Raw genomic sequence first — 19859 nt, forward strand, 5'->3', positions numbered from 1 at the left:
TACTTGGCTATGTTGGCTATGGCTCGTTGGCGGCGGCTTTACGGGCGCGTCGGGCGGCATCTTCGGCCTTGGCGGCCTGGATGACTTCCATGATTTCGTCGAGGTCGGCCGTTTTTTCAGTTGGTTTGAAACATCCAGTGAGTTCGCTTTCCGGCTGCAGCTTGCCATTTTCGAAGAGCGCCCAGATTTCCTTGCCATACTGGGTTTGCAGCAGTTCCTCGGCAAACTGGCCGAAATAAGCAGTCAGGTTATCCACATCCCGCTCCAGCATGCGGCTGGCGTTGTTGTTGGCAGCGGCATCCACGGCTTGAGGCAGATCGATGATGACCGGGCCATCCCCATCCACCAGCACGTTGTATTCAGACAGATCGCCATGGACGATGCCGGCGCAGAGCATGCGTACCACCTGACGCAGCAGGTCGGCGTGATATTGACGGGCGATTTCCGGGCTTAGCACCACATCGTTGAGGCGCGGTGCAGGGTCGCCGTTTTCGTCGGCCACCAGTTCCATCAACAATACCCCTTCGTGAAAATTGTAGGGCTTTGGCACCCGTACCCCGGCGGCGGCAAGCCGGTACAGGGCATCCACCTCCGCATGCTGCCAGGCGGATTCCTGTTCCTGGCGACCATAGCGGGTGCCTTTGCCCATGGCCCGGGCCTGGCGGCTGTTCCTGGTCTTGCGGCCTTCGGTGTAATCCACGGCCTGGCGAAAACTGCGTTTGCTGGCTTCCTTGTAAACCTTGGCGCAGCGTAATTCATCACCGCACTGGACCACGAACACCATGGCTTCCTTGCCGCTCATGAGCTGGCGAACGACACGGTCCACCAGCCCGTCGGCAACCAGGGGTTCGATCCGGCGCGGTGTCTTCATGCCTTGTCTTCCGTTTTCAAGAGGGCTTTCAGGTTGGCAAAGGGGGAATGGCTGGCCCCACCTCCCCTGGCATCCCGGATGCTGGTATTGCCCAGATCCACTTCCATCTGCTTCTGATGTTCATTGTCGTGACAATACAGGCAGAGTAACTCCCAGTTGCTGCCATCTGCCGGATTGTTGTCGTGATTGTGATCCCGGTGATGCACGGTGAGTTGGCTGAGATTGCCATGCGTGAATTCCCGGGCACAACGGCCACAAATCCAGGGATAGATTTTCAGGGCACGCTCCCGATAGCCTTTTTCGCGGCTTTCGCTCGCCTTGCGGGCATCCAGGACAAGGAGATCAAGGCGCTTGTGGTCGATGTTTTTCATGGGGATGGAGTCGCACAAGTCTGTGCACAAACTGTAGTCGAAAAGGGGATAAATCACAGAAAACAGGCCTGTGGATGAACAGTTCGAATTTCATCAACAGCCCTCAGGGAGACTTGCCAAGACCCTGAAAGTTCTTTGAAGTCATTGAAGTTTCACTGTTTTTTTATTTTATCCACAGACTTGTCCGGTACTTAGTAGTTAACGTTGTTGACTGTATACCTTTAATGATAAACCTGAGATGCCAGAAAAATCGAAAGCCGCCCGGGCGCTTCTGGCCATGGCCATGACCTGCACCCGGGCGGCCTGGGTCTCAGCCTGCTGCTTTGTCGGCCATGCGCAGCGCAGGCGCAGAACGCGCCGCAGAAGCCACCTTGTAGGTGAACTGGCGGATATGTTCCATAATTCCGGAGCTATGGTTCTTTTGATGCTTTCCCCTGAGACAGGAGTTTTCCCATGACTACCCTTTTCGATCCCTTGCAGGTGGGTGAATTGGTTTTGCCCAACCGCATCCTCATGGCCCCGCTTACCCGTTGCCGCGCCAGTGCCGGCCGGGTGCCCAATGCCCTGATGGCCGAGTATTACGCCCAGCGGGCGGATGCCGGGCTGATTTTGTCCGAGGCCACTTCTGTTTGTCCCCAGGGGGTGGGCTACCCGGATACCCCGGGTATCTGGAGCGAGGCCCAGGTGGAAGGCTGGAAACAGGTCACGGATGCGGTGCACGCCAAGGGGGGCCGCATCTTTTTGCAACTCTGGCATGTGGGCCGGGTGTCCGACCCCTGCTATCTCGACGGCGAACTGCCTGTAGCGCCTAGTGCCATCGCACCCGAGGGCCATGTCAGCCTGGTACGTCCGCAGCGCCCCTATGTGACCCCCAGGGCCCTGGAAAGCGATGAAATTCCCGGTATCGTCGCGGCTTATCGCCTGGGCGCCGAAAATGCGAAGCGGGCAGGCTTCGACGGTGTGGAAATCCACGGGGCTAATGGCTACCTGCTTGATCAGTTTCTAGAGGACAGCACCAACCGGCGTAGCGATGCCTATGGCGGCCCGATCGAGAACCGCGCCCGGCTGCTGCTGGAAGTCACCGACGCGGCGATCGAGGTCTGGGGACCGGGCCGGGTCGGTGTGCATCTGTCTCCCCGTTGCGATACCCACTCCATGGGGGACAGCAACCCGGCGGCCACCTTCGGTTATGTGGCGGAACAACTGGGCAAGCGCAAGATTGCCTTCATCTTCGCCCGCGAAGCCCAGGGTCCCGGCCTCCTGGGGCCGGAATTGAAGCGGAAATTCGGCGGGGTATTCATTGCCAATCAGGGCCTGACGGCGGCCACTGCAGCGGCGATTGTGGAAAGCGCTCAGGCCGACGCGGTTGCCTTTGGTGTGGCCTTTATCGCCAACCCGGATCTGGTACGGCGTTTGCGGCAGGGAGCTCCGCTCAACGAAGCCAGACCGGAGTTGTTCTATGCCAGCGGTGCCGAAGGCTATACGGATTACCCCGTGCTGAAATGAAGGAAGGGGGCCTTGGCCCCCTTTTTTTTCAAGCTGATTCAAGCTGATTCAAGTGCGCTGATTTTTTTCCTGCTGGTTTTTTCCCAACTGGCCGAACAGGGCCTTTTCCCCCTCCACGATCAGCAGCAGCAAGACCCCTGCCACGAAGATGCGTAGCCAGGCGGCGGCATCGATGGCCGCGGTGTGAAACATTTCCTGCATCAGCGGCAGATAGGTAAAGGCTAGTTGCAGCAGGAACAGACCGCCTATGGCCTGGAGTGCCAGGGTGTTGCCGAAAAAACCTTCCCGATTCAGGATCGAACCTTGCAGGCTGCGGCAGTTGAACAGGTAGAACATTTCTGCCACCACCAGGGCATTGACCGCCACGGTGCGGGAGACTTCCACACTGGCGCCCTGGTTTTGCTCCCAGAGGAAGAGACCGAAGGAGACCAGCACCATCAGCAAGGTGACAAAACCGATCCGCCAGAGCATGAAACCATTCACCAGTGGCTCAGTCGGGTTCCGGGGCGGGCGTTTCATGATGTTGGCTTCGGGCCGTTCAAAGGCAAAGGCCATGGACAGGGTGATGGCGGTGACCATGTTCACCCACAGGATCTGCACGGGGGTGATGGGCAGGGTCATGCCCAGCAGCACGGCGATCAAGACCATCGCCGCCTGGCCGGAACTGGTGGGCAGGATGTAGATGATGGCCTTGCGCAGGTTGTCATAGACCGTACGACCTTCTTCCACGGCGGCGGCGATGGAGGCGAAATTGTCGTTGGCCAGCACCATTTCTGCGGCTTCCTTGGCGGCTTCCGTGCCCTTCAGGCCCATTGCCACGCCGACATCGGCCTGTTTCAGGGCGGGAGCGTCATTGACCCCGTCGCCGGTCATCGACACCACTTCACCGTTGGCCTGCATCGCCTGCACCAGCCGTAACTTGTGTTCCGGGCTGGCCCGGGCAAACACGTCCGTGTCCCGGACGGCCAGGCAGATGGCTTCGTCGTCCAGGGTTTCTATCTCGGTGCCAGTGAGTGTCCTGTCATTGCTACCGATGCCCATGATCTTGCCAACCGCCTGGGCCGTGACGCTATGGTCGCCGGTGATCATCTTGACCCGGATGCCGGCGGCCTGGCACTGGGCCACTGCCGCGATGGCTTCTTCCCGGGGCGGGTCCATGATGCCGGCCAGGGCGACCAGGGTGAGATCAGTCTGGAGGTCGGCGAATGTCAGGTGGGTCTTTTCCGGAGGCATGGGGGTCATGGCCAGCGCCAATACCCGCTGCCCGGCTTGGGCCATGGCTTCGATCTGTGCCTGCCAAAAGGCCGCATCCAGAGCTTGATCCTGGCCGGCCTGGCGTTGCCGGGTGCACACCGTCAGTATTTCCTCCGGTGCGCCCTTGATGAAGGCAAAGGCATGGCCGGCATGGTCGTGATGCAAAGTGGCCATGAAGCGGTGCTGGGATTCGAAAGGAATCACATCGATCCGGGGCGAGGCTTCGGCTTCGAAATGAGGCTCCAGCCCCGTCTTGCGGCCCAGGGTGAGCAAGGCGCCTTCGGTAGGGTCGCCCTGAAGCACCCATTTTCCGTTTTTCTTCTCCAAGGTGGCGTCATTGCAAAGCAGGGCGATGCGACCGATTTCCGCAAGTTCGGGAAGTTCCTCCAGCCTCAGTTCCCGGCCAGCGCAGGAAAATCCACCCCGCGGGGTGTAGCCGATGCCTTCCACGTCCAGCACCCGGTCGGCGGTGACCAGGCGTTGCACGGTCATTTCGTTTTTGGTCAGGGTGCCAGTTTTGTCGGTACAGATGACGGTAACGGCTCCCAGGGTTTCCACCGCCGGCATGCGGCGAATGATGGCCTGGCGCGCGGCCATGCGCTGCACCCCGATGGCCAGGGTGATGGTCATGACCGCCGGTAGACCTTCGGGAACGGCGGCCACGGCGATGCCCACGGCGGCCAGGAACATTTGTGCGGCGCCGTAACCGTGCACCGCGATGCCAAAAACGAGGGAAAAAACGGTCAGAGCCATGATGGCGAGGGTGAGTCCCTGGCCGAAGCGGGCCGTTTGCTTGAGCAGCGGGGTGCTGATGTCTTCGACGTTGGCCAGCATGCGGCCGATGCGGCCGATTTCGGTCTGGTCGGCGGTGCCCACCACCAGGCCCCGGCCCTGACCGAACACCACCAGGGTGCCGGAATAGGCCATGCAGGTCCGGTCGCCAATCGCGGCTTCGGCTGCCACGGGCTCGGGATTCTTTTCAACCGGTTCCGATTCGCCGGTGAGGGCCGCCTCTTCGATGCGCAGGTTGCGGGTTTCGATCAGGCGCAGGTCGGCGGGCACTTTGTCTCCCGGACTCAGCAGCACGATGTCGCCAGGCACCAGGTCCTCAGCGGCGATTTCGAGGCGCTGGCCGGAGCGCAGCACGGTGGCATGCAGGGACAGCAGGTTGCGGATGGCATCCAGGGATTTTTCCGCCTTGCCTTCCTGGATGAAGCCGATCAAACCGTTGATGAGCACCACCCCCAGGATCACGCCCGTATCCACCCATTCCCCCAGGGCCGCCGTCACCCCGGCGGCGACCAGCAGCACATAGATGAGGACGTTGTGAAATTGCAGCAGGAAGCGCATCAGCGGCCCCTTTTTTTTGGGTGGCGTCAGGCGGTTGGGGCCAAAGCGGTTCCGTCTTTCCTGGACCATCTCGGCATCCAGGCCATCGCGCCGGGAGGCTTGGATTTTCAGCGCCTGAGCGGCGGATTCCTGATGCCAGCAGGGGGGTTGGGTCGTCATGATGAACTCCGGTGATGATGCACGATGATGCCATTTATACAGCATCGGGGGGCATGACCAAGACCGGAAATTGCGCCGGGGGGCACGGGAAGGGGGCCGGGCGTATGCCCAGGGCCGGGGGGTGGCGCGCCCCGTGAGCCCCTGGAGGCAGGCTCGAAGGTGTTGCGGGGCTCGTGACGAGGGCTTGAAAGGTAAAGGGGAGTTGCCTCCCCTGTTTGAATCAACCGGATCAGAGCCCGGCGGCGTTCTTGAGCAGTTCTGCCTTATCGAGGGCTTCCCAGGTGAATTCCGGCTCGTCCCGGCCGAAGTGGCCGTAGGCGGCGGTCTTCTGGTAGATGGGGCGGAGCAGGTCGAGCATGTTCACGATGCCTCTGGGCCGCAGGTCGAAATGCTGGCGAACCAGTTCGGTCAGCTTTTCATTGGGCAGTTTGCCGGTGCCGAAAGTCTCCACCATGATGGAGGTGGGCTCGGCCACACCGATGGCGTAGGAAATCTGCACCAGACAGCGCCCGGCCAGGCCGGCGGCGACGATGTTCTTGGCCACATAGCGGCCGGCATAGGCGGCGGAACGGTCCACCTTGGACGGGTCCTTGCCGGAGAAGGCGCCGCCGCCGTGGGGCGCGGTACCTCCGTAAGTGTCCACAATGATCTTGCGGCCAGTGAGGCCGCAGTCGCCCTGGGGACCGCCGACGACGAAACGACCGGTAGGGTTCACCAGATACTTGATGCCATTCTTGATCAGTTCCTTGGGCAGCACGGGCTTGATGATGTCCTCGATCACGGCCTCGCGGATGGCTTCCAGGGACATTTCCGGGGAATGCTGAGTGGATAGCACCACGGTGTCGATGGCATCGGGCTTGCCATCGACATAGCGGATGGTGACCTGGCTCTTGGCGTCGGGGCGCAGCCAGGGCAGGCGGCCATCCTTGCGCAGATGGGCCTGACGTTCCACCAGCCGGTGGGACAGATAGATGGGCAGGGGCATCAGCGTGGTCGTTTCCTGACAGGCATAGCCAAACATCAGGCCCTGGTCACCGGCGCCCTGGCCCAGATCGTCGTCATAGGCCTTGTTTACGCCCTGGGCAATGTCCGGACTCTGTTTGTCATAGGCCACCAGCACGGCACAGCCCTTGTAGTCGATGCCGTACTCGGTGTTGTCGTAGCCGATGCGCTTGATGGTGTTACGCGCCACCTGGATGTAATCGACGTTGGCATGAGTGGTGATCTCGCCGGCCAGCACCACCAGACCCGTGTTGCACAGGGTTTCGGCGGCGACGCGCGAATGCTTGTCCTGGGCCAGAATGGCATCCAGGATGGCGTCGGAAATCTGGTCGGCGACTTTGTCGGGATGGCCTTCGGAGACGGATTCCGAAGTGAAGAGGTAGTTGCTGCTCATGGTTTACTCCTGGGGACCTGGCTTATCCGGCGTTACCGGCTCTGGCCCAGGAGCGGCGACGCTTTAGCAGTATTTATGAATCGCCCTGCAAGTTGTCTCTTTAACTCGGCGAGTCGATAATCTTAATCTTTTTTCCTTCAGGCGCAAGCCCTCCGGCATCATGGTCTTTCTCTTCCGACTTCTCAGCCATCTCCCGCTCGTCTGGGTGCACCGCCTGGGTGGGCTTGCGGGCGAGCTGGTGTATTGGGCCTCGCCACGCTATCGACGCAACCTCCAGGCCAATCTGGCGCAAGCGGGGTTCAGTGCAGCGTGGTATTTGCCGGCGGCCCGGGAGGCGGGTAAACAGTCGCTGGAGCTGGCGCGCATCTGGATGCGCAGCCTGGAGGAAAGCAACGCCCAGGTGGCCGAGGTCATGGGCTGGGAACACGTCCAGTCTGCCCAGGCGCGCGGTAAAGGTATCCTTTTCCTGACGCCGCATCTGGGTTGTTTCGAAATCACCGCCCAGTACTACTCTGCCTTTGGCCCGATTACCGTGCTGTACCGGCCACCCCGGCAGGTCAGCCTGCAGCAGATGATTCTGGCGGGTCGCAAACGCTCGCAGCTGCACCTGGCACCGGCCGACCTGTCCGGAGTGCGGGCGCTGATCAAGGCCTTGAAGAAGGGCGAGGCCGTGGGCATGTTGCCCGATCAGGCCCCCAAGGTGGGGGAGGGTGCCTGGCTCGATTTCTTTGGCCGTCCCGCTTACACCATGACCCTGGCCGCCCGCCTGTCGGAAACCGGGGCCACGGTGCTCATGGCCTGGGGCGAGCGTCTGCCCGGGGGCCGGGGTTTCCGGCTGCATTTTCACCCGCCGGGCCAGGCCCTGGAAGGGGATACCCTGGCCCGGGCCGAGCAGATCAATCATGAGATCGAGGCCCTGATCCGCCAGTGCCCGGCTCAGTATCTGTGGGGCTACAATCGTTACAAGCGTCCCGCCGGGGCCGAGCCACCGTCCAGGACAGGTTCTACATGAAACATTTTTTCCGCTATCTCCCCTCCTATGCCGGCCTGGGACTGCTCTGGCTGCTGCACTGGCTGCCACTGCCGTTGCTGCGTTCGCTCGGGGCCGGCCTCGGCCGGCTATTGTTCCTGTTCGGCCGGGAGCGGCGCCGGATCGGGCGCATCAATCTCGCCCTGTGTTTTCCGCAGTGCAGCGAGGCCGAGCAAAAGCGCCTGCTACGCCGCCATTTCGTCGTCCTGGCCCAGTCCATGCTGGATCGCACCTTGTTCTGGTGGGCCCCCCGGTCCCGGCTGGAACGCATCATCCGGATCAAGGGCGGCGAGCATCTCCAGCGCCAGGATGGCCGCTCCACCCTGATCCTCGCGCCCCATTTCGTCGGTCTGGATGCAGGCGGAGTGATCGTGGCGATGACCTTGACCACGCCCGTGGTGAGCGTCTATTCCCGGCAGAAGAATCCCGTCTTCGATGCCGTGCTGTTTGCCGGGCGGATGCGTTTCAATGTTCCGCTGCTGCTCTCCCGCCAGGAGGGCATGCGCCGCGTGCTGCGGGCCATGAAACAGGGGATTCCCTTTTTCTATCTGCCGGACATGGATTTTGGCCCCAGGGAATCCATTTTCGTGCCCTTTTTCGGAGTCGAGACTGCTACCATCACGGGGGTTTCCCGCCTTGTGCGGGCCTCCGGGGCGAAAGTGGTGCCCTGCATCGCCCGCCTCGTGCCGGATGGCTACGAGGTGGAACTGCACCCGCCCTGGGAAAATTTCCCCGGCGAAAGCATCGAGGCCGATACCGCTTTCATGAACCGATTCATCGAGTCCCAGGTGCTGACCATGCCGGAACAGTATTTCTGGCTGCACAAGCGTTTCAAGACCCGCCCTGAGGGTGAACCGAGGATTTACTAAATGAGCCCAGTCCCATCCCCTTGCATCGAGATCAAACCCGTCCTGCCTGCCGATGTGCCGGCGATCGCCGCCCTGGCCCGGGAAATCTGGCAGGCCACCTATCCCGGGATCATTACCCAGGAACAGATCGACTTCATGCTCGAACAGCGCTACGGCCATGAGCGTCTCTATGATGATCTGGAAGATGCCCACAAGTGGCTCGACCAGGCGTTTGTGGACCAGCGCCGCATCGGTTTTGCCTTTAGCGAGATTTACAAGGGCGAGTTCAAGCTCGACAAGCTCTACATCCACCCGGACCTGCAGCGTCAGGGGGTAGGCGGCCGCCTGATTGCCCATGTGGCGGAGCGGGCCAGGAGGCTTGGCCATCCCTGCGTGATCCTGGCGGTGAACAAACGCAACACAGCGGCCATCAACTCCTACCGCAAATATGGTTTTGCAGTGCGCGAAGCAATCGTAGACGACATCGGCCACGGTTTCGTGATGGACGACTTCATCATGGAGAAGATGCTCTGATGCTGCTCCGTTTTACCAAAATGCAGGGTTTGGGCAACGATTTCGTGGTCCTGGACGGGGTGCGCCAGCAGCTCAGCCTGAGCCCGGAGCAGCTGCGCTTTCTGGCCGACCGCCACTTCGGCATCGGCTTTGACCAGTTATTGCTGGTGGAGCCGGCAACTCAGCCCGGCGTGGATTTCCGTTACCGCATCTTCAACGCCGACGGTAGCGAGGTGGAACAGTGCGGTAACGGCGCCCGCTGCTTTGCCCGTTTCGTCTTCGACCAGGGCCTGACCACCAAGGAAGAAATCCGCGTCGAAACCCAAAAGGGCGTGATCACGCCGCGCCTGGAGGCCGACGGCCAGGTCACCGTGGACATGGGTGTCCCCCGCTTTTCCCCGGACGAAATTCCCTTCATCAGCGATAGCGATGCGGTGCTCCAGCCCCTGGACCTGGACGGCACGAGCGTGGATATCAGTGTCGTTTCCATCGGCAACCCCCACGCGGTGCAGGTGGTGGCCGATGTGGATTCGGCCCCGGTGGCCGTGCACGGACCCCTGACGGAAGCTCACCCGCGCTTCCCCGAGCGGGTCAATGCCGGTTTCATGCAGGTGCTCGACCGCCACCACATTCGTCTGCGCGTGCATGAGCGGGGCTCCGGCGAGACCCTGGCCTGCGGCACCGGCGCCTGTGCTGCCGTCGTCGCCGGCATCCGCCGCGGCCTGCTGGATTCCCCGGTGCGGGTCAGCACCCGGGGGGGAGAACTTACCATTGCCTGGGCGGGTCCCGCTCAGCCCGTGCGGATGACCGGCCCGGCCGTCACCGTCTTTACCGGAGAAATCGAGCTATGAGCGCCGAAGCCGTTGCCCAGTACCTGCAGGCCCATCCTGAATTTTTTGACCAATACGCCGACCTGCTGGCAGAAATTTTCGTGCCCCACCCGCACGGCGGCCGCACCATTTCCCTCAGTGAGCGGCAGATGCTCACCCTGCGCGACAAGAACAAGCAACTCGAGCGCAAGCTGGCCGAACTGATCGCCTTCGGCGAGGAAAACGATGCCATCAGCGAAAAGATGCACCGGCTTTCCGTCGGCCTGATCGCGGCGGAAACCTTCCAGGCCGTGATCCACCTGCTCAACTTCCACCTGCGCGATGATTTCGCCATTCCCCATGTGGCGCTGCGGCTCTGGGACAAGCCGGCCGGCGTCGAAGATCTGCCCGAGTTCACCGCCGTCAGCGAAGAACTCCAGGTCTTTGCCGAAACCCTCGCCAAGCCTTACTGTGGTTCCACCGCCGGTTTCGGCACCGCCTCCTGGTTCGGCGAACACGCTGAACACATCCGCTCCCAAGGGCTGATTGCGCTTCGCAATGGCGGCGGCACCATCGGCATGATTGCCCTGGGCAGTGAAGACATCCAGCGTTTCTACGCGGACATGGGCACCCTCTACCTGGAGCGTCTGGGCGAACTGGTTTCCGCCGCCCTGGCCCGGGCCACGCACACGGCTTTATAAGCTTTTCCGGAATGGACACTGCGACCGCCGTTTCGGACTACCTGGCCGAGTTGGCCGAACAGCGGCGCCAGTCGCCTCATACCCTGAGCAATTACGGCCGTGACCTGAAGCGGCTGGTGCTGGCCGCCGGGGATCAGCCCTTGCATCGTTTCGATGCCCTGGCGGTGCGGCGTCAGGTCGCCGTGCTGCATGGTCAGGGCCTGTCGGGCCGCAGCCTGGCCCGCCTCCTTTCTGCCTGGCGCGGGTTTTTCAAGTGGTTGCAGCTACGGGGTGAGGTCCCTGCCAATCCTTGCGAAGGCATCAAACCCCCGAAATCCCCCAAACGTCTGCCCCGCGCCCTGTCGGTGGAGGAGGCTCAGGGCCTGCTGGAGCAAAGCCCTGAAGCCGGAGATGAATGCCTCAACTGCCGTGATCAGGCCATGTTCGAACTGTTCTACTCCTCGGGCCTGCGCCTGGCCGAACTGGCCAGTCTCGACATGGATACCCTGGAAGGCATGCTGGTAGAAGGGGAAGTGCGGGTGCTGGGCAAACGCAGCAAGATTCGTCTCGTGCCCGTCGGTCGCAAGGCCCGCGAGGCGCTGGCGGCCTGGGCGAGGGTGCGGGATCAGCTGGCGAATCAGGAGGAAACTGCCCTGTTCGTCAGCCAGCGCGGCTCCCGTCTCTCCCTGCGCATGATTCAGGAGCGCCTGCGCCGTCGAGCCCTGGAAACAGGCATGGCCACCCCGGTGCATCCGCACATGCTTCGCCATTCCTTCGCCTCGCATGTGCTGCAGTCGAGTGGCGACCTGCGCGCCGTGCAGGAAATGCTGGGCCACGCCAGCATTGCTTCCACCCAGGTCTACACTCACCTGGATTTCCAGCATCTGGCCAAGGTTTATGATGTCGCGCATCCCCGGGCCCGGAAAAAACCCGGGAGCGGGCATGATGGCGATTGACCTGAGGCCTGCATTCCACTAAGCTTCGTCCCTTTGCAACCCGGTTTTTCTGGAGATTTTCCATGGCTATCACCCGTAATCGCCGCTCTTCCATCGAGCGTCGCTGCCTGTCCAAGACGGGCAAGCGCATGTTCCGTGGCAAAGGCAGCGCCATGATGCGCATCATTTACCAGGCCGAGTGCCAGGCACGTAACCGCAAGGCCCTGGGCTAAGCAACGTCCGAGCAACGTCCAAGCAACGTTTCACCCCGCGCTTTTTCAGGTTTCCGGCCCCGGTGGCAAGCATGCTGCCGGGGCTTTTGCCTTTCTGATACCTCCCGATCATGGCTGAACTGATACTGAAATCCGGCAAGGAGCGTTCCCTCTTCCGCCGTCATCCCTGGATTTTCGAAAGCTCGGTCGAGCGTCTAGAAGGCCGTGCCCGGCCGGGCGATACGGTCATCATCCTGACCCCGGATGGCCGGGAAATGGCCCGCGGTGCCTACAGCCCCAGTTCCCAGATCCGCTGCCGGGTGTGGACCTTCGACCCGGCCGAGACGGTGGACGACGCTTTCTTCAAGCGCCGGGTGGCCACCGCGGTCGGCCGCCGCAAGGCCCTGCCGGAACTGGCGGGCCAGGAAGGCGTGCGCCTGATCCATGCGGAATCCGACGGTCTGCCCGGGGTGATTGCCGATCAGTACGGCGACACCCTCGTCGTCCAGCTCACCAGCGCCGGGGCCGACAAGTGGCGCAAGGCCCTGGTCGGCGCCCTGGTCCAGGCCACCGGCTGCGCCCGGGTCTATGAACGTTCCGATTCCGAAGTCCGGACTCTGGAAGGCCTGGAAAAAGTGACCGGCTGGGTGCACGGCGAAGCGCCGGCGGACGGCGTCGGCATTCTGGAAAACGGGGTGCGTCTGGGGATCGATTACGCCACCGGCCACAAGACCGGCTTCTACCTGGACCAGCGGGAAAACCGGCAGCTGCTGGGCAAGCTGGCGGCGGGCAAATCGGTGCTCAACTGCTTTTGCTATACCGGGGGCTTTTCCCTGCAGGCCCTCAAGGGTGGCGCGGCGTCGGTGCTTTCCATCGACTCCTCCGGCCCGGCCCTGGCGCGCGCCCAGGCCAATCTGGCCCTGAATCCGGGCCTGCCGGCAGAGCGGGCCGAATGGCAGGAAGCGGACGTGTTCCAGGCTCTGCGCGAGTTCCGGAAGGAAGGCCGGAGCTTCGACCTGATCGTGCTCGACCCGCCCAAGTTCGCCCCCTCCGCCGCTCACGCCAGGCGCGCGGCGCGGGCCTACAAGGACATCAACATGCTGGGTTTCCGGCTCCTGAATCCGGGCGGCTTCCTGATGACTTACTCCTGCTCCGGCGGCATCGGCCTGGAACTGTTCCAGCAGATCGTCGCTGGCGCGGCCCTGGATGCGGCTCGCAGTGCCCGCATCGTGCGGCGTCTGGCCGGTGCGCCGGATCACCCGGTGGCCCTGGACTTCCCGGAAGGGGAATACCTCAAGGGCCTGCTCTGCCAGGCGGACTGAGGAGCCGGTGCCGTGGATGATCTTTCCGGCGCTGGTGAGCATGGCGAAATCCACATGGCCCGGACTGGACGGGATAGCTGGCTCCCGATGTCGAGCCCTCCAGGGCCGGGAGCGTGCCGCCGACAGGCAGCTGAAGAAGGCGTTGATCACAGGGGATGGCATATGGTTTTCGTGAGGAAGCATTGCCTGGCCGGCGATTTGCCGCCGGGCGCCGGAGATGATCCGCAGTGGGTCCGGGTTCCCCGTTGCGGGGGCCGGCTTTTTCCTGGAAAGTGGGTCTCATGAAATCCCTCCTTCATGCTGCCGGCCTGCGCCTTTCCCGGATCCTGCCCATTTTTCCCCAGCGCCGCTGGCGTCACAAGGCCTATATCCTCCTGTGGCTGGGGCGGCTGGTGTTCTGGGGCGGCGCCATCGGGGTGGGCCTCTTGGCGGTACTCTTTGCAAAGCTGTCCGAGTTTTTGAATCACCAGTTCGTCCATGCGGCGGAGCGTCACGGCTGGCTGCCCCTGCTGCTGACTCCCCTGGCAGGGGCCCTCTGTGTCTGGATCACCCGGCGCTACTTTCCCGGCGCCGAGGGCAGCGGCATTCCCCAGGCCCTGGCCGAAATGCAGCGCCCGGCCGATGCCCGGGGCTGGAAGCCTTTACTCTCCTTACGCATCATCGTCGGCAAGATCCTGGTGGGAGCCAGCGCCGTGGGCTGCGGTTTTTCCCTGGGCCGGGAGGGACCCTCGGTGCAGGTAGGGGCTTCCCTGATGCACACCATCCACGGCCTTTTGCCCCGTTCCCTGCGCATCTTGCGCAACCATCTGCTGGTGGCCGGCGGCGCGGCGGGGATTGCGGCGGCCTTCAATGCCCCCCTGGCGGGGATCATGTTTGCCATCGAGGAGATGAGCCGGGGGGTGGAGGCGCGCATGTCCGGCCTGATCATCACCGCCATCGTCCTGGCCGGGGTGACGGCCCAGTCCCAGATGGGGAACGGCAACTTCTTCGGCAATATCCTGATCATCGGCAGCGACGGGGAGCAGCTCGAGGCGGTGGCCCTGTCCGCCTTGGTCTGCGGCCTGGCCGGCGGCCTGTTTGCGCGCATGATGATCCTCGGCGCCTTGGCCTGGCGGGGCCGGCTGGCGGATTTCCGGCGCGAGCGGCCGATCTGGTTTGCCGCGGCCTGCGGCCTCCTGGTGGCCTGCCTGGGTCTGGTCACCGGCGGGGTGATCTATGGCAGCGGCCTGGAGCAGACCCGGGCCCTCCTGGAGGCGGAGGGCAACATTCCCTGGTATTTCGGCCCGGCCAAATTCGTGGCCACCTTGATGGCCTACCTCTCCGGTCTGCCCGGCGGCATCTTCGCGCCGGCCCTGTCCATCGGGGCTGGCCTCGGCCATGATCTGGCCCCCCTGCTCGACCAGAGCGCCGCCCCGGCAATGCTCCTGGCCCTGTGCATGGCGGGCTTTTTGGCGGCCGTGACCCAGGCGCCGATCACCTCCTTCGTGATCGTCATGGAGATGGTGGATGGCTATTCCCTGGTGATCAGCCTGATGGCGGTGTCGCTCCTTTCTTCGGGCCTGTCGCGCCTGATCAGCGCCCCTCTCTATCCAACCCTGGCAGCCGGTCTGGTGGCCCGCCAGACGGCACAAGCTGCGCCGGAGTCCAGATCCGCCTGATGCCACCCCTCGCAGCCCGGTTGCCTTGTGCCCCTCCCATTTTCCCCAACTCCCGCGCTCCCATCAGCGGCGGGCGGCCAGGTTCAAGGCATGCCCACCCGGTTTTCATGATTTTTACGGTGCCGGCCTTGCAGGAAAACCACCAGCCCCGGCAGGCTGACGAGGATCAGCATGACGCCATACAGCAGCGACATCATCAGCACCGCCGCTTTGTCGGCGCCGACCAAAGAAAACAGGCCGACCAGCGCGCCCTCGCGCACGCCCCAGCCGGCAATCGATACCGGCACGATGCTCAACACCAGCGCCAGCGGCACGATGGCGAAATACGTCAGCGCGCCATAAGGCAGGCCCAAGGCCCGTCCGGTGGCGAAGAACCCCAAGAGCGCCAGCACCGGTACCAAGAGGGAGGACAGCAGTAGCTTCAGGCGCTGGGCGGAGAGCGCCCGATACAGGCGGGTTGCGAGCAATTGCAGGATCGCCAGGCGTGGATGAGGCTTGAACCAGGCGTATTTGCCGGCGGCATAGCCGGCCATCAAGCCCGCAAGGCCGGCGACCATGAGCAGGAACACGAACCGATAGAGCTGCTCCGGCAGCAGCGCCGGATTCGCGGCGCAAGCGAACAGGGCGAGTAGCAGCAAGGCGCCCAGCCCGGTCACCCGGTCGATCATGATGGCATAGAGGGCGTCGCGCTTGCGAAAGCCGCAGGCGGCCACGTCGAGCACGCGCAGCGCGTCGCCGCCGATGCTGGTGGGTAGGCCCTGGTTGAAAAACTGCCCCTTGAAATAACTGCGCCAGTAAAACGCAAAGGTCTGGCCAAAACCGAGGTTGTGCATCACCAGTTGCCAGCGATAGGCCGCGACGAGGGTGCTGGCCAGTTGCAAGGACAGGGCGGCGAACAACAGCGGCGGCCGGGCCTGCGCGAGTGTTTGCCAGACGCGCGGGGCGTCGATGGAACGCAGGATGGCAAACAGGATCGCCGCCGTCACCAGCAGGCGCACGAGGTACTTGCCCGCCCGTGCGGCGGTAGAGGGTGGCGGGTGGGGCAGCGGGTGGGGCGGCACCTTATTCAATCATCGCTTTCGCCGTCGGCCCGGGGCTGGCCTTCGGCAGTGGCAAGGTCGTGATAGCCGCTGACGAGGCGCACGTAATAGCGGCCGGCCGGCTTGCCTTGTTTGCGCACGTCAATTGCCTCGATGTCGCCCGCCTTTTGCACGCGCGACAGCACCCGCTCGCTGCTCAGGCTGGCCGCATTATCGGCGACCAGCAGCAGGGTCTTGCCGGTTTGCCGTTCCGCCGGAAACCACAGGCGGTACATCAGACCGACGCTGTCGAACAAATGCTCGCTGGCGGTATCGAAGGCCGGAGGATGGCCGCCCGCGCCGCCTGCGCCATCCAGATACTGTGTCCGGTAGAACGCCAGCCCGCTGGCGATGCGGTTTCTGTCCATGCCGACGACGAGCACCTCCTGTCCCGTCGCGCGGCGGGCTTGTTGCAGCCGCACTTCGATCTCGCGGCCGAAATCGCGCCAGCCGATCAGGTGCTGATTCTTCGGGTAGCCGACACCTGGCAGGCCCAGACTGAGCCAGTGCAAGGTTGCGCCGTAAAGGAGCAGGCAAAGGACGAAGGTTGCCGGCCAGGCGCGGCGGCACCAGGCCGCAAGCTTCGGCAGGTTCGATGCCGTCGCGGGGCCGATCAGGCCAGCCAGCAGCGGGATGAGCGCCAGCCAGAGCGAGCCGGTCCAGTTCAGCTTGCTGATGCGGATCAGGCTCGCCGCCGTAAACACGGCAAGCGGCAACAGCGCCAGCCAGATCAAAAGCAGCCGGCCGCGCCGCTGCTGGTCGGCTGCGCTCGCCGCGCTGGCCGGCAAGATGGCTTCCTTGCGGTAAGTCAGCAGCGCAACGACCGACAACAACCCGGTCGGCGTCAGGAGGACAAGAATGTTGCCAATCAGGCGCGGCAGCGAAAAGGAAAACTTGCTCGCCAGCCGGTCCTGGCTCTGAAAGGCGAAAGAGATCCAGTCATGCTGCCAGTTCCAGATCACCACCGGCGACATCAACATGAGCGCAAGCAGCAGCGCCCCATAGGGTTGCGGCCGCTTGAGCCATTGCCGCGCACTCCGGTCGTAGAGCACGAAGGCAACAAAGGCGGCGCCCAGGAGGGCGATCGTGTATTTCGAACTCATGCCCAGACCGAGCGCGATGCCCACGCCCAGCCAGGCGCGCGGCTTTTCCTTGATCACGGCCTGGTACATGAAATAAATCGCCGCCGCCCAGCAGGCCGTCACCGGCGCATCGGGGCTCATGAAAAAACCGAAAAAGAAATACGCCGGCAAGACCGCGACCAGCAGCAAGGCGCGATAAGCCGTGGCGCGGTCGAATAGCTCGCGGGTCAGCCGGTACATGAAACCGGCCGTGACCAGCCCGCACAAAAACGCCGCGGCGCGCACGGCGAATTCGGTGTTGCCCAGCAGCTCGATGAAGAGGCGGATCAGCCAGGCCACCGCGAGCGGATGATCGAGATAGCCGATGTCGAGATGCTGCGCGTAATTCCAGTAATACGCTTCTTCGAACAGCAGTTCCGGCACGCCCAGATAAAAGAGGCGCAACAGCACCGCATAGCCTACGGCGGCAAGGCAAAGCCTGTCCCGATACAGCGCGCTGGCGCCCTCCCCGAGGCCGCCGGCATCGGCGAGCCAGCGATAGCCGGCATACATCGCCAGCGCCGAAAACAGCGCCGTCATCAGCGCCGCCGCCGCCGTTGCCAGCGTTGCCTTCGTAGCCACCATAGCGCCCGCGCCGACCATTTGCATGAGCGAGCCCAACAGGCCGCCGCGCAAAAAGAGGATCAGCAAGGCCAATAGGCCGAGCCTGCCCCACTGCTTGAAAGACAAGGTGCGCCAAGACGGCTCGAACGCCGCAAGCAAGGAGAAGGCCACCAGGAGCGCGGCGAAGAATCCGGCGCCGTGCGCCAGGCCCAAGGCATTCGCATCCGCGTGGAATAAGCCGAACACCGCCGCATCGACCGCGACGGCGGCCAGGCCGATGAGTAACGATGGCCAGCGGCCGGGCAGGGAGGGGTTCATCGCCTCGCCCCGCCAGCCGCCAGCGCCGGGCGCAATTGCGCCAGCACCGTCTCGACGCTGATCGCTTGCAGGCAGACATTGTCGCGGCAAGGCGTCTTGCGATGGTTGGCGGCACTGACGCAGGGCGAACAGGCCAGCCCGGCGTAGATCGGCGTGCTGTTGCCGAGCGAGCCATACAAGGCCGGGGTTTCCGGGCCGAACAGCACGAAAGTGCGCAAATCGGTGACCGCCGAAAAATGCCCCGGCCCGGAATCGTTGGTCAGCATCAGCTCGGCGATTCGATACAGCGCCGGCAATTCATCCAGCCCGTGGCAGCCGGCGAAATTGACGCAGCGCGCCTCGCCCACCTCGCTTTGCAATGCCGCCGCCGCGGCGCGTTCTCCCGGGGCGCCGGTAATCAGGATCAGCACCTCCGGATGCTCGGCGAGCAGACTGCGCATGACCGCCACGAAGCGCTCCGGCATCCAGCGCCGTTGCGGCAGCAGGTCGCTGGCGTTGGGGTTGATCAGCACGACCCGGTGCCGCGCCGCGTCATAGGCCGGATACGCCGTGCGGATGCGGCCTTGCATGGCGGCAATGGCCTCCGGAGCGACCGGGGCGCGGGCCAGTCGAATCTCACTGTCGTCGATGTGTGTCTTGGAAAATGGCAACTCGGGTTTTGCCGCCAGGGTGGCATTGACGAGCGCGACGAAATTCCTGGCGATGTGCAGATGCGGGTTGTAGGCGACGCGGCGGGTCAGCATCGCGCCGCGGTACAGCCCTTCGTTGTGAAAGGCGTGAAAACCAATGCGCCGGGCGGCGCCACAGAGGCCGGTCAATAAGGCGCTGTAGCGCGAAAACAGTTCGAGGTCGATCACCGTGTCGATGCCCTCGCGCCGCGCCCAGAACAAAAAGCGCAGGCTATCGAAGGCGAGCTTCAGGAAATTGTCGGCGCGGATCGTAAACACCTGCGCTGGCGGCACCGTGCCGAGTAGGCGCAGGCTCGCCGCGTTCGACTCGAAAATCAGGAAATACAGCGTCGCGCCGGTCGCCGCCTGGAGCTTGCGCATCGCCGGATCGGCCAGGATCGCGCTGCCCATCTCGGACAATTCGATGAACAGAACCTTTTCAGGCGGCCGCGGCCTGGCCCTACCCCAAAAATCAGCCAGGCGCGTAAACCAGGTCGCGAGGAAACATAAGGGAATGCCCGCAAAGTAGTCCACCTTGCGCATGAGGTTGATATTCATCGGGAATCAATCGTGGTGCGGATTTTTCAATGAGTCGTGTCTTCCGGAATATAGCGGAATATAGCGGCGGCTTTCTGCAGCATGACTGCCCGGCTTCCGGGAGCTTCCGGATGCTGCGCCGGAGGGCAGCCATTTCAAGGCTTCCTGATTTCCTGGCATCATGGTTTCAGGGTTTCAGGGTTTCAGCGCGCTTGACCCCCTGCCACTGGCGCAAAACCCTCCGCTTCAAAGGAGGTCTGACCGTTTCATCCGGATTCAGATGCAAGGAGCATGGCGGCCGGTAGAACCGCTCGAGCTTGCCGTCCCGGCTCTCGACGTAACGCTTGACCCTCTTTGCCTTGTGGATTCGATGATCCTCGACAATCAGGAACAGCGGGTTCACGGAACCGGCTTGGCCAGCCGTGCATCCCGCCTGGCAGTGGCATTGCTATTGGCAGTGGCCGCAAGCCACGGGAAAGCGCTGCGTGCCTTCACGCCAATGCCGCCATGACGCTCCGCCCCGCCCGCCCCGTCCGCCTCAACTGGCCAGCCTGCTGCCGCATCGCCGGGAAGGTGTGATGATCGAGTGCGCGGCCGTCGGAAATCCGTTTACATTTCATGGGCCGTATTATCGCTCACCTGACCATCCTTGCGGAAA

The 19859-nt window shown here is 63.3% G+C and carries 18 protein-coding genes; 10 read left to right on the plus strand and 8 right to left on the minus strand.

Going from position 1 to position 19859, the window contains the following annotated elements; genetic code table 11:
• Nucleotides 1–16: 16 nt before the first annotated feature.
• Nucleotides 17–871 carry a PA4780 family RIO1-like protein kinase gene (locus tag WBH99_RS13620; protein ID WP_424220637.1) on the minus strand — a complete coding sequence of 285 codons (855 nt, stop codon included), beginning with the start codon at nucleotides 869–871 and terminating at the stop codon, nucleotides 17–19.
• Nucleotides 868–1242: a YajD family HNH nuclease gene (locus WBH99_RS13625; protein WP_424220638.1), complete on the minus strand. Its 375-nt coding sequence runs from the start codon at nucleotides 1240–1242 to the stop codon at nucleotides 868–870. The genes WBH99_RS13620 and WBH99_RS13625 overlap by 4 nt, the downstream gene beginning before the upstream one ends.
• Before the next feature lie 453 nt (nucleotides 1243–1695).
• Here WBH99_RS13625 and WBH99_RS13630 point away from each other — a divergent pair, with 453 nt between their 5' ends.
• Nucleotides 1696–2748, plus strand: a complete 1053-nt coding sequence (locus tag WBH99_RS13630) for an alkene reductase (protein ID WP_424220639.1) — start codon at nucleotides 1696–1698, stop codon at nucleotides 2746–2748.
• A 48-nt stretch (nucleotides 2749–2796) separates the two neighbouring features.
• On the opposite strand, the gene WBH99_RS13635 is transcribed toward WBH99_RS13630, so the two are convergent.
• On the minus strand, nucleotides 2797–5511 hold the full coding sequence (locus WBH99_RS13635) for a cation-transporting P-type ATPase (RefSeq protein WP_424220640.1): 2715 nt from the start codon (nucleotides 5509–5511) through the stop codon (nucleotides 2797–2799).
• A 229-nt stretch (nucleotides 5512–5740) separates the two neighbouring features.
• Nucleotides 5741–6907 (minus strand): methionine adenosyltransferase, encoded by a 1167-nt coding sequence (metK, locus tag WBH99_RS13640; protein WP_424220641.1) that lies wholly within the window; start codon nucleotides 6905–6907, stop codon nucleotides 5741–5743.
• A gap of 160 nt (nucleotides 6908–7067) precedes the next feature.
• Here metK and WBH99_RS13645 point away from each other — a divergent pair, with 160 nt between their 5' ends.
• The 9 genes from WBH99_RS13645 (at nucleotide 7068) to WBH99_RS13685 (ending at nucleotide 14914) form a co-directional block, all read left to right on the plus strand.
• Nucleotides 7068–7919, plus strand: coding sequence for a lysophospholipid acyltransferase family protein (locus WBH99_RS13645; protein ID WP_424220642.1), 852 nt, complete (start codon nucleotides 7068–7070; stop codon nucleotides 7917–7919).
• Complete coding sequence (locus tag WBH99_RS13650) at nucleotides 7916–8806, plus strand: lysophospholipid acyltransferase family protein (protein WP_424220643.1); 891 nt, start codon at nucleotides 7916–7918, stop codon at nucleotides 8804–8806. Before WBH99_RS13645 ends, WBH99_RS13650 begins: the two co-directional genes overlap by 4 nt.
• On the plus strand, nucleotides 8807–9319 hold the full coding sequence (locus tag WBH99_RS13655) for an N-acetyltransferase family protein (protein ID WP_424220644.1): 513 nt from the start codon (nucleotides 8807–8809) through the stop codon (nucleotides 9317–9319).
• Nucleotides 9319–10149, plus strand: a complete 831-nt coding sequence (dapF, locus tag WBH99_RS13660; RefSeq protein WP_424220645.1) for a diaminopimelate epimerase — start codon at nucleotides 9319–9321, stop codon at nucleotides 10147–10149. The genes WBH99_RS13655 and dapF overlap by 1 nt, the downstream gene beginning before the upstream one ends.
• Nucleotides 10146–10808, plus strand: a complete 663-nt coding sequence (locus WBH99_RS13665; RefSeq protein WP_424220646.1) for a DUF484 family protein — start codon at nucleotides 10146–10148, stop codon at nucleotides 10806–10808. The genes dapF and WBH99_RS13665 overlap by 4 nt, the downstream gene beginning before the upstream one ends.
• An 11-nt stretch (nucleotides 10809–10819) precedes the next feature.
• The gene (gene xerC, locus WBH99_RS13670) at nucleotides 10820–11743 is read left to right on the plus strand and encodes a tyrosine recombinase XerC (protein WP_424220647.1); all 924 of its coding nucleotides are present in this window, start codon (nucleotides 10820–10822) and stop codon (nucleotides 11741–11743) included.
• A gap of 62 nt (nucleotides 11744–11805) precedes the next feature.
• Entirely contained in the window at nucleotides 11806–11955 is a 150-nt protein-coding gene (locus WBH99_RS13675; RefSeq protein ID WP_424220648.1) for a hypothetical protein, read from the plus strand.
• Nucleotides 11956–12065: 110 nt separating this feature from the next.
• On the plus strand, nucleotides 12066–13256 hold the full coding sequence (locus WBH99_RS13680) for a class I SAM-dependent rRNA methyltransferase (protein ID WP_424220649.1): 1191 nt from the start codon (nucleotides 12066–12068) through the stop codon (nucleotides 13254–13256).
• Nucleotides 13257–13537: 281 nt separating this feature from the next.
• Complete coding sequence (locus tag WBH99_RS13685) at nucleotides 13538–14914, plus strand: chloride channel protein (protein WP_424220650.1); 1377 nt, start codon at nucleotides 13538–13540, stop codon at nucleotides 14912–14914.
• Nucleotides 14915–14997: 83 nt separating this feature from the next.
• Here the strand turns inward: WBH99_RS13685 and WBH99_RS13690 are convergent, their stop codons facing one another.
• From WBH99_RS13690 to WBH99_RS13705, 4 genes are all read right to left on the minus strand, one after another.
• Nucleotides 14998–15975, minus strand: coding sequence for a lysylphosphatidylglycerol synthase transmembrane domain-containing protein (locus WBH99_RS13690; protein ID WP_424220651.1), 978 nt, complete (start codon nucleotides 15973–15975; stop codon nucleotides 14998–15000).
• 5 nt (nucleotides 15976–15980) lie between these two features.
• Nucleotides 15981–17996 (minus strand): glycosyltransferase family 39 protein, encoded by a 2016-nt coding sequence (locus tag WBH99_RS13695; RefSeq protein WP_424220652.1) that lies wholly within the window; start codon nucleotides 17994–17996, stop codon nucleotides 15981–15983.
• On the minus strand, nucleotides 17993–19207 hold the full coding sequence (locus WBH99_RS13700) for a glycosyltransferase family 9 protein (protein ID WP_424220653.1): 1215 nt from the start codon (nucleotides 19205–19207) through the stop codon (nucleotides 17993–17995). Before WBH99_RS13700 ends, WBH99_RS13695 begins: the two co-directional genes overlap by 4 nt.
• A gap of 181 nt (nucleotides 19208–19388) precedes the next feature.
• Nucleotides 19389–19604, minus strand: a complete 216-nt coding sequence (locus tag WBH99_RS13705) for a transposase (RefSeq protein ID WP_424220654.1) — start codon at nucleotides 19602–19604, stop codon at nucleotides 19389–19391.
• Between the last annotated feature and the right edge of the window lie 255 nt (nucleotides 19605–19859).

Origin of the sequence: Azovibrio sp. (assembly GCF_049658005.1) — a bacterium.
Taxonomy (GTDB): Bacteria; Pseudomonadota; Gammaproteobacteria; order Burkholderiales; family Rhodocyclaceae; genus Azovibrio.

Bases quoted from the DNA above. Each gene is read 5' to 3' on its own strand.
- WBH99_RS13625 (WP_424220638.1), bottom strand. From the start codon at position 1,242: ATGAAAAACATCGACCACAAGCGCCTTGATCTCCTTGTCCTGGATGCC.
- WBH99_RS13675 (WP_424220648.1), top strand. From the start codon at position 11,806: ATGGCTATCACCCGTAATCGCCGCTCTTCCATCGAGCGTCGCTGCCTG.
- WBH99_RS13695 (WP_424220652.1), bottom strand. From the start codon at position 17,996: ATGAACCCCTCCCTGCCCGGCCGCTGGCCATCGTTACTCATCGGCCTG.
- WBH99_RS13665 (WP_424220646.1), top strand. From the start codon at position 10,146: ATGAGCGCCGAAGCCGTTGCCCAGTACCTGCAGGCCCATCCTGAATTT.
- WBH99_RS13630 (WP_424220639.1), top strand. From the start codon at position 1,696: ATGACTACCCTTTTCGATCCCTTGCAGGTGGGTGAATTGGTTTTGCCC.
- metK (WP_424220641.1), bottom strand. From the start codon at position 6,907: ATGAGCAGCAACTACCTCTTCACTTCGGAATCCGTCTCCGAAGGCCAT.
- WBH99_RS13650 (WP_424220643.1), top strand. From the start codon at position 7,916: ATGAAACATTTTTTCCGCTATCTCCCCTCCTATGCCGGCCTGGGACTG.
- WBH99_RS13635 (WP_424220640.1), bottom strand. From the start codon at position 5,511: ATGACGACCCAACCCCCCTGCTGGCATCAGGAATCCGCCGCTCAGGCG.
- WBH99_RS13700 (WP_424220653.1), bottom strand. From the start codon at position 19,207: ATGCGCAAGGTGGACTACTTTGCGGGCATTCCCTTATGTTTCCTCGCG.
- dapF (WP_424220645.1), top strand. From the start codon at position 9,319: ATGCTGCTCCGTTTTACCAAAATGCAGGGTTTGGGCAACGATTTCGTG.
- WBH99_RS13620 (WP_424220637.1), bottom strand. From the start codon at position 871: ATGAAGACACCGCGCCGGATCGAACCCCTGGTTGCCGACGGGCTGGTG.
- WBH99_RS13645 (WP_424220642.1), top strand. From the start codon at position 7,068: ATGGTCTTTCTCTTCCGACTTCTCAGCCATCTCCCGCTCGTCTGGGTG.
- WBH99_RS13655 (WP_424220644.1), top strand. From the start codon at position 8,807: ATGAGCCCAGTCCCATCCCCTTGCATCGAGATCAAACCCGTCCTGCCT.
- WBH99_RS13680 (WP_424220649.1), top strand. From the start codon at position 12,066: ATGGCTGAACTGATACTGAAATCCGGCAAGGAGCGTTCCCTCTTCCGC.
- xerC (WP_424220647.1), top strand. From the start codon at position 10,820: ATGGACACTGCGACCGCCGTTTCGGACTACCTGGCCGAGTTGGCCGAA.
- WBH99_RS13685 (WP_424220650.1), top strand. From the start codon at position 13,538: ATGAAATCCCTCCTTCATGCTGCCGGCCTGCGCCTTTCCCGGATCCTG.